Source organism: Pradoshia sp. Z3_51 (genome assembly GCF_058215915.1).
In genome coordinates, this window is the sequence record NZ_JBZAJC010000010.1 from 20,885 (window position 1) to 35,263 (window position 14,379).

General features: G+C 37.9%; 12 protein-coding genes and 1 pseudogene. 2 read left to right on the forward strand and 11 right to left on the reverse strand.

Annotated features, from left to right (window positions below; genetic code table 11):
- The first annotated feature begins 108 nt into the window (after window positions 1-108).
- On the forward strand, window positions 109-603 hold the full coding sequence (locus tag AC4BHA_RS15375; protein ID WP_139892746.1) for a DinB family protein: 495 nt from the start codon (window positions 109-111) through the stop codon (window positions 601-603).
- A 286-nt stretch (window positions 604-889) separates the two neighbouring features.
- Here the strand turns inward: AC4BHA_RS15375 and AC4BHA_RS15380 are convergent, their stop codons facing one another.
- From AC4BHA_RS15380 to AC4BHA_RS15405, 6 genes are all read right to left on the reverse strand, one after another.
- Window positions 890-1,849, reverse strand: a complete 960-nt coding sequence (locus AC4BHA_RS15380; protein WP_139892747.1) for an ABC transporter permease — start codon at window positions 1,847-1,849, stop codon at window positions 890-892.
- Window positions 1,849-3,000 carry an ABC transporter permease gene (locus tag AC4BHA_RS15385; RefSeq protein WP_490558876.1) on the reverse strand — a complete coding sequence of 384 codons (1,152 nt, stop codon included), beginning with the start codon at window positions 2,998-3,000 and terminating at the stop codon, window positions 1,849-1,851. The genes AC4BHA_RS15380 and AC4BHA_RS15385 overlap by 1 nt, the downstream gene beginning before the upstream one ends.
- Window positions 2,993-4,525, reverse strand: a complete 1,533-nt coding sequence (locus tag AC4BHA_RS15390) for an ABC transporter ATP-binding protein (RefSeq protein WP_066108391.1) — start codon at window positions 4,523-4,525, stop codon at window positions 2,993-2,995. Before AC4BHA_RS15390 ends, AC4BHA_RS15385 begins: the two co-directional genes overlap by 8 nt.
- 124 nt (window positions 4,526-4,649) lie before the next feature.
- Window positions 4,650-5,789 (reverse strand): BMP family lipoprotein, encoded by a 1,140-nt coding sequence (locus AC4BHA_RS15395; RefSeq protein WP_217491086.1) that lies wholly within the window; start codon window positions 5,787-5,789, stop codon window positions 4,650-4,652.
- A 731-nt stretch (window positions 5,790-6,520) separates the two neighbouring features.
- Window positions 6,521-6,766 carry a hypothetical protein gene (locus tag AC4BHA_RS15400; RefSeq protein ID WP_066108394.1) on the reverse strand — a complete coding sequence of 82 codons (246 nt, stop codon included), beginning with the start codon at window positions 6,764-6,766 and terminating at the stop codon, window positions 6,521-6,523.
- Window positions 6,767-6,826: 60 nt separating this feature from the next.
- The gene (locus AC4BHA_RS15405) at window positions 6,827-7,009 is read right to left on the reverse strand and encodes a Sec23/Sec24 zinc finger-containing protein (RefSeq protein WP_066108395.1); all 183 of its coding nucleotides are present in this window, start codon (window positions 7,007-7,009) and stop codon (window positions 6,827-6,829) included.
- Window positions 7,010-7,392: 383 nt separating this feature from the next.
- Between AC4BHA_RS15405 and AC4BHA_RS15410 the strand changes: the two genes are divergently transcribed.
- A complete protein-coding gene (locus tag AC4BHA_RS15410; protein WP_066108397.1) occupies window positions 7,393-7,692 on the forward strand; it encodes an IS3 family transposase in 300 nt (99 codons plus the stop codon).
- A 352-nt stretch (window positions 7,693-8,044) separates the two neighbouring features.
- On the opposite strand, the pseudogene AC4BHA_RS15415 reads toward AC4BHA_RS15410, so the two are convergent.
- From AC4BHA_RS15415 to AC4BHA_RS15435, 5 genes and pseudogenes are all read right to left on the reverse strand, one after another.
- A pseudogene (locus tag AC4BHA_RS15415) lies at window positions 8,045-8,182 on the reverse strand (adenine deaminase C-terminal domain-containing protein); the annotation flags it as partial.
- A gap of 44 nt (window positions 8,183-8,226) precedes the next feature.
- Window positions 8,227-10,605 carry a phosphoketolase family protein gene (locus AC4BHA_RS15420; RefSeq protein WP_066108398.1) on the reverse strand — a complete coding sequence of 793 codons (2,379 nt, stop codon included), beginning with the start codon at window positions 10,603-10,605 and terminating at the stop codon, window positions 8,227-8,229.
- 68 nt (window positions 10,606-10,673) lie between these two features.
- On the reverse strand, window positions 10,674-12,167 hold the full coding sequence (gene xylB / locus AC4BHA_RS15425; RefSeq protein WP_066108401.1) for a xylulokinase: 1,494 nt from the start codon (window positions 12,165-12,167) through the stop codon (window positions 10,674-10,676).
- Between the two features lie 94 nt (window positions 12,168-12,261).
- Window positions 12,262-13,290 (reverse strand): sugar ABC transporter substrate-binding protein, encoded by a 1,029-nt coding sequence (locus tag AC4BHA_RS15430; RefSeq protein WP_066108405.1) that lies wholly within the window; start codon window positions 13,288-13,290, stop codon window positions 12,262-12,264.
- A gap of 82 nt (window positions 13,291-13,372) precedes the next feature.
- Window positions 13,373-14,335: an ABC transporter permease gene (locus AC4BHA_RS15435; RefSeq protein WP_077248174.1), complete on the reverse strand. Its 963-nt coding sequence runs from the start codon at window positions 14,333-14,335 to the stop codon at window positions 13,373-13,375.
- Window positions 14,336-14,379 lie beyond the last annotated feature (44 nt).

The window sequence follows — 14,379 nt, forward strand, 5'->3', positions numbered from 1 at the left end:
ATGATGGTTATTTTATGCGTATGAGTGGCTTTTTGTTAAATAGATTATAGGATTATTATTGTCAGATTTTTACTTTAAATTATCCCAAACAGAGAGGAGATTGGTTGTATGCAAGTTGTAACTAAAGTGTTTTTAGAACAACTCGACATGCACTGCCATGAGAATGAATGGTTTGCTTCCATGAATCAAGCACTTCATGGAGTCACTGCAGCTGAGGCGGCATGGAGAAGTTCGGAAAACAGCAATTCGATTTGGCAAATTGTCAATCACTTGATATTTTGGAATGAAGATGTAATCCACCGAATTAAGGGAACTGAGAATCCGCATAAGCCAGAAAACAATGAAGAAACCTTTGGAAATCCAGGGGATCCAGAAGACGAAATCAGATGGGCCCAGACAGTGCAGCGCCTTAATGAAGTCATGAGTAAATTAAAAACGGTCATTGCGGCGGACCTTGAGGATGAAAAGCTAAAAACTTTGTATGCAGCTAACAGGTACTCTATTGAGCGTTTACTCAGCAATATCATGATGCACGATTCGTATCATATCGGCCAAATTGTTCTATTGCGAAAGTTGCAATCCTCTTGGGATAGCATTTGGTAGGTAACCTGACAATCAGATAAGACAATTCACATTAAATCCAGCTTTGTAAATTCATTGTAAGAAACCTAAAAAGGCAGCGCCCCAATGAGGGCTGCTGCCTTTTTCATTATAAGCTTTGCTACACTATCCACATGTGGACTGTATGTCCACACACTAGGTATATTTCCACCTTATGTCGACGCACGATAAGAGTGTGCATTATCTTAGACCGTAATTTATCGATACTCACACGTTGCGTCAACCAAATTTAACATGTTAGCCCATGGAAACTGCTTAGTAAATTTATTTATCTCTTTCCTTTGTCATAAATCTCACCTAACGCTTTCGGAGCACGGTTTGATTTAGAAAAGAAGATTAATAACAATAATGTTAATACATACGGCAATATCATAAATAAATCAGTATAACTGCTTGGCAATGCCATTGATTGAGCAATAAAAGCTCCACCAGATTTCGCAAAACCAAACAAAAGACACGCAGCTAGCGTCGGGACAATCTTCCAATTACCGAAAATTAATGCGGCAATGGCTAAGAACCCATATCCCATATAAATGCTGGAAGAAAAGTTAGCTGAAATGGAATAGGCAAAACACATGCCGCCCAGACCAGATAATAGACCTGATATTAAGACTGCTGTAAACCTGAGTTTCGCAACATCTACACCTGCTGCATCAACGGAATGAGGATTTTCCCCACACGCTCTTAAGCGCATGCCGAACTTTGTTTTATATAAAAGATACCAAGCAAAAATGGCAATCGCGATGATAATTACTTCAAACGGATACACATTCGTAAAGATTGCACCTATTACTGGTATATCGGCTAAACCAGCAATAGTAAACCGCTCCATGACACCTAACTGGAACTTGTCCGAAGCAGTTCCGAAGACAAGCGCATTGATCTGTGTCGTTAAGAATGTTGTTAAAGCCAACGCCAGTATATTAATGACGACACCACTGATAACTTGGTTTGCCTTAAACTTAATGCATAGTACAGCGTGAATAACTGCGAAAACCATTCCGCCGATCATGGCAAATAGTAACGCTACGTAAAACAAATCTTGAATATCTGTACCAAAGGCATTTGCGATTAATACAGCTGACAGCGCCCCGATGAATGCCCCAAAACCTTGAAATCCTTCAAGTGCTAAGTTGGTAATACCACTCTTTTCACTGTATATACCGCCAATTGCTATAATAAAAAGAGGCAAAGCAAAGGATAGACCATCAATAAGTACTGTATCCATTATGATTTACTCTCCTTTCGTTCCGCTGCTTTTTCATTCATGCGGCTAATTTTATACTTCAGATATACACCACATGCACTAAACAATAGGATCAACCCGATGATCACAGAAGAAATTTCTTGTCTGATTCCTGCCTGTGAACTCATATATGTGCTTCCCTGATCAATGATTGATATGAGTGAGGAAGAAAAAATAACACCAATTGGATGAGAGTTTCCTAATAGGGCTACAGCAATGGAATCAAAGCCGATGTCTGATAATACCTTTGGTTGTATAGAAGCGTAATAACCTAAATAATATGTGACACCTGCAAGTCCAGCCAAACTACCCGATATAACCATTGCCAGGACTGTATTTCTTCCCACATTAATTCCCGCATATTTTGCAGCATTACGATTGGAGCCTACCGCTTTAATATCAAATCCAACAACCGTTTTGTCCATGAGAATCTTTATTAGAATAGCGGTAATGATGGCCAAAACAAAGCCTAACGGAATATCCATTTTCAGATTTCCTATTTCAACATTCGCCAATGTTAATCTTGCTGCTTCAGAAATATATTTAGATTGCCTTGAGACTGGATCAATATAATACATTTGAATAAAAAAGCTGATAACATATTGAGCAATATAATTCAACATAATCGTAGATACGACTTCATTGATGTTAAATTTATATTTGAGCCACCCAACTAATCCTCCCATTAGTCCCCCGGTGACTATACCAATCAGTAAAACAAGCGGCTTTGCGATCACCGCATCCAAGCCACTGTAGCCGACAATAATCGTCGCAAAAAAACCAGAGACGAGCATTTGACCGGCAATCCCAATATTAAATAGACCCGCTCTAAATGCGACAGCAACTGCCAAGCTTGCAAATAAAAGCGGCGTCATCGCATTCAGCAAACTCATGAAATCAGTCAGCATGCTTTTATAGCCAGCATAAAATGGCTTCGGTAAAATTCCTGCCCCTTGAAATAAGTTGTAAAACGCCTGCAAAGGATTTTTACCCATTAAAAGTATGACAATAGCTGCCGCAATAAAACTCATGATTATGGCGACTAGTGGAATGGAGATCGATTGCCACTTCTCATTATTTATCAGCCGAATAAGACTACTACGTAACTTATTACTTTTTCTATCTTTACTCATGCTTTGCCCCCATCATATATTCACCGACTTCATTGGTCGTTAATGACTCTCTGCTAGCAATCTTTTGAAGTTGGCCATTATAGATAACTCCTATCGTATCTGCTACATTCATAATTTCATCTAGCTCCAATGATATAAGGAGAATCGCTTTTCCACGATCACGTTCCTGAATGATCATCTTATGGATATTTTCGATTGCGCCAATATCTACTCCCCGTGTTGGTTGAACAAAAATCATAAGAGGTGATTGCAATTCGATTTCTCGGGCAATAATGGCTTTTTGCTGATTACCACCGCTCATCGAACGAACTTGCGTTTTGACGCCTTGTCCGCTTCTAATATCATATTTATCAATCAACTCACTGCCAGATCGCTCGAATTCCTCTTTATTTAGCATCCACTTACTAGAAAAAGGCTCCTTATAGTACTGCTTTAATGCTAGATTAGTAGCTAAATCGAAATCCAAAAACAGTCCAAAGCTTTGTCTATCTTCAGGTATATACGATATACCAGCTTCTGTTCTGCTTCTTATCGTTTCATTCGTAATATCCTTGCCATTAAGATGTATATTTCCGCTGCTGACCTTTGTTAGTCCAGCTATTGCATCCGCTATTTCAACCTGTCCATTATCTGCAACTCCTGCAATGGCAAAGATTTCACCGCTGCGAATGGTAAAGGAAACATCTTTCACTACTTCAAACCCATCTTCATTCTTAACGGTTAGGTTTTCTACCTTCAATACTTCGTCTTTAAATTGAGCTGGCTCTTTCTCCGCTTCAAAGTTTACCTCTCGCCCTACCATTAATTGGGCCATATGATTAACGGAGGTTGTCTTTACATCCAAAACATCAATTAATCTGCCTTTATTCAATACGGCGCATCGATCGGCGACCTTCTTAATTTCTTCCAGCTTATGTGTAATTAATATGATCGTTTTCCCACCGTCTCGCAGTCCTTTGATTATATCCAGCAAGAATTCAATTTCCTGCGGTGTTAAGACTGCAGTCGGTTCATCAAAAATAAGGATGTCTGCTTCCCGATAAAGCACCTTTAAAATTTCCACACGCTGTTGCATGGAAACATTTAAATCAGCTATTTTTTTCGTAGGATCCACTTCTAATCCAAAGCTCTTGGATAGCTCTTCAATTTTTCGATTGGCATTTCGAATATCCACATATGGAAAGAGACCTGCAAATTTTCTGATTGGCTCGATTCCCAAAATAATATTCTCTGTAATCGTATAATCTGATACCAGTTTAAAATGCTGATGGACCATCCCTATATTGAGCTTCGCCGCATGGTTAGGTGAGCTGATATTCACTTTCTCACCCCGGATATAGATTTCGCCTTCATCCGGTTCATACATGCCACCCAGCATACTCATCAACGTTGATTTACCAGCACCATTTTCTCCAAGTAAAGCAAAGATTTCTCCCTTTTTTATGCCAATGGATACATCATCATTCGCTACTATTCCAGGAAATCGTTTGGTTATATGTTTCATCTCTACAATATAATCAGACATCTTTCTGCTCCTTTATCACATTAAATGGAAAGGAAAAAATTAGAAGTTCACCCTCCCCCTGATCCAGTAAATCAGGAAGGGATAAACTTCTAACGATTATTCCATCATGCTTTTCTAATGAATATTACAACCCTGGGAATTTTTCTGGCGTATAACCATTAAAGTTAGATGCCGGCACGATTTTGCCTTCTTTCACTAACTCGTACGCTTCATTCATTTTCGTAAGGGTATCTTCTGATAATTGGTGACGTCCTTCTTCTTTTATAAATCCAGTAGAATTTGAATCTGCATGAAGAACTACGTTTCCGCTTTTAAAGCTTCCGTCAACAATTGCATTCAATTGCTTTTCAACGTTCATGCCCATAAATTTAGCTGCAGATGTTAATACAATGTTCTCAGAACCATTTACACCATCATCAAATTGGTCAACGTCACAACCAATTACTTTAACATCGCCTTTCGCTTCCTTAACAGCAGTGAACACACCGTTACCCGTTCCACCTGCTGCAACAAAGATTTGGTCTACACCTTTTTTAATCAATGCATTACCAATTACTTTTCCTGTTGCTTCATCTCCAAAAGATCCTGCATAGTTACCGCCAACATCCACTCCGTTGACATCAGTTCCTGCATATCCAGATAACTCAACAACCTCAACATTTTTTTCATACTTTTTATTAACAAACTCTACGCCAGATTCAAAACCAAATTGATAGTTTACATTTGATGGATAAGCAATTCCATTTACGACTGCAACTTTATTTGATTTTGTTTCAAGTGCTGCTGCCATTCCGGCAAAAAAGCCACCTTCTTGTTCGGCAAAAGTCATAGAGTAAATATTATCGAACGTTTTTTGGTCACCTACAGGTGTAGGCTCAGAATCAATTAAAATAAATTTCTTATCAGGATTTTCTAAAGCAACACTGGAAACTCCAGCAAATTGGAAGCCAGGTGTTACAATCACGTCATAATCTGCCACGATATCAGCAACGGCTTGTACTCCCGCAGCAGGATCACCCGTTTCTTCTTTAATAGCTTTTACAGTAGCTGTTGGATGGTTTTCGATGAATTTTAAAATACCATTGTAGTTATTTTCGTTAAAGTTGCCATCGTCAACACCAGTTAGGCTTGTTACAATCGCAATTTTTAATCCATCTTTATTACTTCCGGATTCTTTATCTTCACTTTTCCCGCATGCTGCCATAGCAAAAGTCAGTAGGGCAATACATACTAACATAACCAATTTCTTTGCATTTCGCTTCAAGATATTATCCTCCTATATCATCTTTACTATTAATTTTTTCTTCTGGCTATAGAACATATCCAATTCCAACTGAAAAAATCTATTTACACTATTCATAATGCCCCAGCAGAAATATTTAAGTCATAGCCTTTATATTATATTAAAATAACATTAATCAGTACAAACCAATCATATCAACAAGAGGTAAGTTCGTCAATAAAAAATCCGTACGATTTTTAAAAAATAACGATTAATATTCGCTATTAATACAACAAACACGAATATTACAGAAGAATACATGCATAAAATTGACAAAAAAACGAAATATCCCTAATAAGAGGGGGGCAATGTGATTTGTATTTTATGGATAGGGATGAAGGAGTTTGATTCATACTTCATATGGACTTGAATAGCATTTGACCTTCCTTTGATCAGGGATAGGCCAGGCATAGCCCGAGTATGTCCAGGCCATAAACCCTTTTCCTCCGAATTTCCCCGGACTTGTCACGCATTTCACCGAGGATACTAGATTCAATGTGGACATGTGAATCAATTAGACCTGGAACCAATGTGTATGAAGTCCCATCAATTTCTTTTTGGCCATTTATAAAAAATCATTAGTATAGGCCGGTTGCTTATTATGTATCGATTTATTCAAAATAGGATATGTAGTTCCCCTACAAGAATGGAATGCAAACCCCTAAGATGCCTAACACCCCGCTAACTATATAAAGCTAGCAGGGTGCTGTATTTTAAAGAGCATCTTCCAATTCTTCTTCAGTATAACCAAACATATAATCTTCATCTTTCCCGTGAGAAGCCCATATCTCCGCTGCTTCGTAAACACTTAATGACTCATCTAATTCTTCAATATCGTCTATATCTTCAATATCATTGATACCATCATACTCGCCTAATTCTTTAGATTTATCAGATTCATTATTAAGTACACCGAATGGAACAAATCGTCCACTTCTTGGAAATTTTAAATTAGCCATTGCTTACCCTCCTTTATATTTATAAAGCAGTCTACTCAAGAAATCCCAAGCCAATTGTACTTAACCGTCATAATTTCTGAAATCATCCTTAGATTCATAGATTGTATCCGAAGAAATGCTATTCTTATGACCACACTCTGTACATTTCCAAACATAGTGATGGTCATCAAAACCCGGCTGCTCGCTCAGGCAAGCATTGCAGCGATCGCAAAACCACACGATACCCGGAAATCTCTCCTGCATAATGTCCACCTCCTTGTTCTGAATTTGCCCCAAGTAATTAATATGCTCCTAATGCCATATGGTGTAATAGCATGGCGCATGGAGCACCTATGAATTAAGCAACACAGTATAAATCATACTAATATATTATATAATTATAGTAATATTTCTCTGAATATTTTATCAAATAATTTCAATTCAATTCGTTCTATCCTATAGTTCATTAATATATTTTCATTAGCAAAAATACTTCTCTACAATGGCATACATCTTCCTTTCCCTGAACAACTGGCAGTATTGTGGCGATTTGGCGCAAAACCGGGCAACCTTGTAAAGTCGAAAGACACATTGAAGTCCACCCCTAAAGTTAGAGTTAAAAAAACTAACTTTAGGGGTGTTTTATTTTGACTAAATACAGCGAATCATTTAAATACAAAGTTGTACAGAAGTACCTTCATGGACAAGTATTCCAAAGTATGTCCCATATGGGCAACTGCCTGGACAATTCACCGACGGAAAACTTTTTTGGCGTACTGAAACAAGAGATGTATTATGGAGAACCTTTATGTACCTATGAAGAATTAAAGAATAAGATTAACAAATACATTAACTATTACAATACAAAACGCATCAAGCAAGAATTGGTTGGTATGATTCCGGTTGAATACCGTCTTCATACCAGCCAACCAGTTGCTTCATTATAACTCTAACTTTTTGAGGTCACCTCACGTCTTTAATACGATAAGACCAGCTATTCGAGCTTTAGCAGTATGGTGATGTACCATTGCGTTTAAACACAATGTAGCAGGACAATTTATTTACCAGAACCTTGCATCTATGACTGTACTATTAATGCACACCTTACTATCCTGCCAATACCGGAGAAGACCCGATTATTAAAGAATTTCCCACTAACTTAACTACATATGTAGATACCGCATTCGATGGATTGTTGAACAAATTTACGTGAATGATTCATACGCATTTAGCTACAAACAAGTGGAAACAGACCTCTCAAGCATGATTGAAGACTTTCGAGAGGCCTCTTCGTTTAATTTACACACTTACATCCACAAACGTAAATGTATCAACATCTAACAATCCTTGATTTGTAAGCTTTAACGAAGGAATAACTGGCAAGAACAAAAAGGATAATGTCAGCAATGAATCAAAAAACTCCCCTAGATTCAGATTGTTGCTGAATCTAAGGGAGTTTTTATGAAATCATTTATTAAGCTCTAATAAGCTGTTTTTTTTTCTAATCCCCAAGTCCAATTTATAACTTCCGGAATATCTACTCCATGCTCACGAATGTAGCTATGATGGAAGCTGATTGTTTCATCCATTTGTTTTGCGAAATCTGCTGCTCCCATACCATATACTGCATTAGCTGCATCTTTTGCAACATGGAAACGATCCATTTCAGAATAAACACGCATATCAAATGGTGTTGTAATGTCACCATTTTCACGATAACCATGAATATATAGTTTATGATTATGACGATCAAAGAAAATATCACGAATCATTCCTTCATAACCATGGTAACAGAATATAACAGGCTTATCTTTCGTGAAATACTGATCAAATTCTTCATCCGTTAGACCTCTTGGATCAATATCAGGATGGCGTAATCTTAAAATATCTACAATATTGATAAAACGAATTTTAAGTTCAGGGAATGCTTTATTTAGTATTGTAACAGCAGCTAAGGCTTCTAAATTAGGCTCTGTTCCTGCCGCTGCAATAATAACATCTGGATCTTCACCATCAATTTCAGTGGATGCCCAGTCAATTATTTTTAAGCCGTCCTTCACTAAAATTTCCGCTTCTTCGGCAGAATAAAATTGCGGACGTGGATGCTTTGAGCAAACAACCAGATTAATTAGTTCTTCTGAACTCAAAACCTCTGCCATGACAGCCATCATTGTATTAGTGTCCGCTGGCAAATATTCTCGAATGAATTCCGGTTTCTTTTCCGCTAAATGCGTTAACAATCCTGGATCTTGATGTGTATAACCATTATGATCCTGTTGGAAAACAGTTGAAGTGGCAATCAAGTTTAATGATGGATAGTTCTTACGCCATGATTGTTCCTTAGCCTTACGCAACCATTTAAAATGTTGGGTAATCATTGAATCTACTACACGCAAAAATGCCTCATAGCTTACAAAGAACCCATGTCGCCCAGTTAAAACATACCCTTCCAAGAAACCTTCACATTGATGTTCAGACAACTGTGAATCGATTACACGACCAGCCGGAGCGATCCATTCATCATAATCATTATGTTTGGCTTCTAACCATTGACGATTCGTTACTTCAAAAACTTTGTTTAAGCGATTCGATTTGGATTCATCAGGCCCAAATATCCGGAAATTATCTGGATTTGCCAGAACTAGATCTCTTGCAAAATTGCCGAATTCCACCATATCCTGTGCGACTACTGCTCCAGGTTTCGTCGTATCAATCGCATATTGCTTCCAATCCGTAATCTTCATTGGTTTTGGATCAATGCCGCCATTTGTAATTGGATTAGCAGACATTCTGCGATCGCCTTTTGGTGAAATCTCACGAATTTCCTCAACAATTGCACCTTTTTCATCAAATAACTCTTCTGGACGATAGGATTTCAACCAATCAATCAACGCATCAATGTGCTGCATATGATGAGCGTCTACTGGAATTGGCACTTGATGGGCACGAAATCCGCCTTCAATTGGTTCTCCATCCCACTCTTTAGGGCCTGTCCATCCCTTTGGTGTACGAACGATGAGAACTGGCCAGTTAGGGAGTTGGGCTACCTCAGCCTTTTCTTGGCGAGCTTCGGTTTGTATAGCTTTAATCTGCTCAATAGCTTTATCTAATTGCTCAGCCATTAATGGGTGGACTACTTCCGGGTCTGTTCCAGAAACAAAAATAGGATCCCAGCCTAAACCTTTAAAGTATTGCGCTAACTCTTCATCTGATTTACGCTCTAAGATAGTCGGATTTGAAATTTTCCCGCCATTTAGGTAAAGAATTGGCAAGACAGCTCCATCATTGACTGGATTAATAAATACATTTGAAAACCAGCCTGCTGCTAACGGGCCTGTTTCCGCTTCTCCATCACCAATAACAGTTGCTGCAATTACATCCGGATTATCTAAAATGGCACCTGTCGCATGTGCTAATGAATATCCAAGTTCTCCACCTTCATGAATAGATCCAGGTGTTTCAGGTGCTGCGTGTGATGCTATACCTCCTGGAAAAGAGAAGATTTTACATAACTCTTTTAAACCCGCTTCGTCCTGTGTAATTTCCGGGTATATTTCAGTGTAGCTGCCATCAATATACGAATTCGCTACCATCACTTGACCGCCATGTCCGGGGCCTTCTATGTAAAACATATTTAAATCATATTTATTGATAACACGGTTTAAATGTGCATAAATAAAGTTTTGACCAGAAATTGTCCCCCAATGCCCAATTGGGTGGGTTTTTATATCCTTTTCTTGAATTGATTCTCTAAGCAGTGGGTTATCTTTTAAATACATTTGTGCTACTGAAATATAGTTAGCAGCACGCCACCACGCGTCAACTTTTGCTAAATAATCTTTCGAATCAAAGTTTGTCATTTATAAGATCTCCTTCCAATTCCCATCAAACGTTAAACCAGTTCATCTTACTTGTTATACCTCAGACCTTATTTGCCAAAGTAACTATGACAAATCTCTTTTGTTCCTTCATATACTTTGCGATAACGCGCATAAACTTCTTTATATTTTTCTACATTCTCTGCTTTAGGTATGATTTCTTCTTTATAAGAAACAAAACGCGCTGCACAATCATTTAAATCAGAGAACCAGCCACAGCCAACTGCTGCCAGCATTACAGCTCCTAAACCTGGCCCTTGTTCTGTCGTTAAGTTAACAACGGCTGTATCAAAAATATCCGCCTGCATTTGTAACCAGTCATTATTTTTGGCTCCACCGCCCACTGACACAATACGATCGAATTTCTTATCTGCAATTTCCTCCATGATTATTTTTGAGTCCATCAAAGAGAAAGTAATACCTTCTAATACACTTCTTGCAAAATGTTTTAATTGATGATGTGTATCGATTCCAATAAAGCTTCCGCGAATCTGACTATCACTATACGGTGTTCTTTCACCAACAATATATGGAGCAAAAAGAAGCCCATCACTGCCAATAGCCACAGAATTAATATCAGCTAAAAGTTCCCCAAATGATTGATTTGGTGCAAAATTTTGTTTAAACCAGTTTAAACTATTTCCTGCAGCTAAGGTGACACCCATTGAATAGTTTGCATCATCCATAGCATGATGAAACATATGCAATTTTCCTTGATAATTCTTTTTGGCATCTTCTTCATATGAGAGAAAAACACCACTGGTTCCAATAGAGCACATACCAATACCCTCTTGCAAAATACCAGCTCCAACTGCAGCACATGCATTATCTGCTCCACCCGTAATAATCTTGACGTCACGAGAAAAACCATAATATTCTTGCAGCTCGGGCTTCAAGAAACCAACGACTTTAGTTGAAGGTACGACATCTGGTAAAATTGACTTTGGAATATCAAATCTGCTTAAAATATCATGATCCCATTCCTTTGTATCCTGATTTAACATCAAGGTACCAGCGGCATCTGAAAAGTCCATATGATATTGATTAGTTAACCAGAAACGTAAATAGTCTTTAGGTAACTGTATGCGTTTAACTTTTGACCAAATTTCCGGCTCATGCTTTTGAACCCATAGGATCTTAGGCAAAGTAAACCCTTCTAATGCAATGTTTTTAGTATGGGAAAGAATCAGTTCCCCTGCTTTTTCTTTAATTTCCTTACATTGTTCGGTGGTACGAACATCATTCCATAGAATGGCCGGACGTAGTGGCTTATCTTTCTCATCTAACAATACCAAACTGTGCATTTGCCCAGAAAAGCTAATTCCCTCTAACAACTCTTTCATATCAGGAACCTTTTCTAAAAGCTCAAGCATTACATGATTGGCAGCTTCTATCCAATGCTTTGGATTTTGCTCACTAAATCCTATTTGCGGGGTATCCAATGGATATGTTGCCGTCGCTTCTGCAACCAGATTTCCATCTTTGTTTACTAATAATCCCTTTATTGCACTAGTACCTAAATCTAGCCCTAAGACGTATGCCATTTTTTCACCTCTAAACGATCATTCTAATACATGAGAGATAAACAGTCTGTTTATCTCTCATTCTATTTATCTTCCAAATGACGAACTATACTTATTATTCTGCATCGTCAGTAGAGCTAGTTTTTACTTTACTTTTTCCTTCTCCATATTCTTTCAAATCATCAGCTTTAACATATTTAACGTCAATTGGAATTGTAGAATCAATTTCTTCACCATCGATTACTTTTACTAGGTTTTCAATTACTTGATAACCAATTTGATAGGCATCCTGATCAACAATAGCAGTAATACGGCCATCTTCAATACCTTTTAACCAAGTATCAGTATAGTCAAATCCATAATGAAGAATTTTTCCAGCTTTTCCTTGTGATTGAATTGCACTCATAACACCTACATCTGGACCTTCAGAACCAAGTGAGAATACAGTTACTAAATCTTTATTCGCAGAAATATAACCTTCTAATTGCTTCTTAGATTCAGATGGTTGGTCATTATCCTGGATAGTAGCTAAGAATTTGAAATTCTTCGCGTCAGCTCCATAAACTTCTTCAAAGCCTTCTTTTATCCCTTTTTCACGGTCAATCATCGTCGGCTGTGCCACGTCTACACAAACAATTGCAATTGAACCGCTTGTAATCCCTTTTTCCTTCATTTCTGTAGCTGCTTGAACCCCTAATTCTTTACCGGCAGATACGTTATCTGTTCCAACATAAGCTGTACGATCTGCCTCATTTTCTAAATCTGCATCAAAAGTGATTACAGGGATATCTTTATCCATTGCTGCTTTGATTGGAGAAACAAATGCTTTCTTTTCAATAGGCGCAACTGCAATACCTGCAACGTCTTTTGCTGTTGCTTCCTTAATAAATCCAATATGTTTTTCTTTCTTACTTGGCTCAGCGGATGGGGAGGTTTTCGTTACTAATGTGTAACCGTATTCTTTCGCTGCATCCTCTGCTCCTTTTTTCATCGGATTCCAATAGGCACCCGTATCTACGATAGGAACAAAATACAAGGACTTATCCTCAGCTCCACTCGCAGTGTTTTCTTCTTTCCCACATCCAGCTAATAACAATGTTGCAATAGTGAGTCCAGTAACTAGTTTTTTCCCTTTTTTCAACATGATAGACTATCTCCTTTACCTTATCTATTTGAGTAGAAATAAACTCCAATTCTTATTTGTTACCCTTTTGCTCAAAACAAGATCAGCGACTTGCTTTGCGTTTGAAGTAATCTATGATGATTGCCAGGATGATTACAAGACCTGTTACCGTATCCTGCAAGAAAGAATTCACTCCCATAAGAGTTAATCCGTTTTTGAATACCTGCAAAGTCATGATCCCAGCTACAGCTCCGCCAATAGTACCAATACCGCCACTAAATGATGTACCGCCCATTATCGCAGCTGCCATGGCGAATAAATCCAAACCATTGGCATCTTTTGAAGCACCGCCATCTAAATTAGACACAATCAATAGACCGGCAATTGCTGCTAGAATACCCTCAATAATGAAGACCTTGACAATATGAAGGTCCGTATTGATACCAGATAGGCGTGCTGCCTCCTGATTAGAACCAACAGCATATGTATTTTTTCCAAGACGTGTCTTTTTCATGATAAAGACAAATAATACGATTATCACAATGAATATCAATGTGTTACTTTTTACAGTTTCAGTACCAATAGGTGTTTTGGCTAATCCACTTAACCACTCTGCTTCTGAACCAATAAATTGTTCGTTCGTGAAAAATCCAAGCATACCTTTAATTACATAGCATGAACCTAAAGTCAAAATAAATGAAGGTAAGTCGAACTTTTTGATTAACAAAGCATTCATCGTTCCTAATATTGCACCTGTCATCAATGCAAGGAGGATCACAACAGGCGCTGGAAGCCCGCTATTAGCAGCATATAAACCTACCATACCAGAGGCCATTGCTACATAACCAATCGATAAATCAACATAACCACAAATCAGAATCATGGCATATGCAACAGTTAAGATTCCTACAGGTGGTATTTGTTGCAAGAAATTCTCAATATTGTATGAACTAAGAAAATCACTATTTGCGATTGAAAAGTATACCAGTAGAACGATTAAAACTATATACACTGAATAATTCATAAATAGGGATTTTAAGTCTATTCTTTTTCCCGCTTTTTCCATGTTTTTGCTCCTATCATTCATAGTAAGTATGATTTGATGAACGA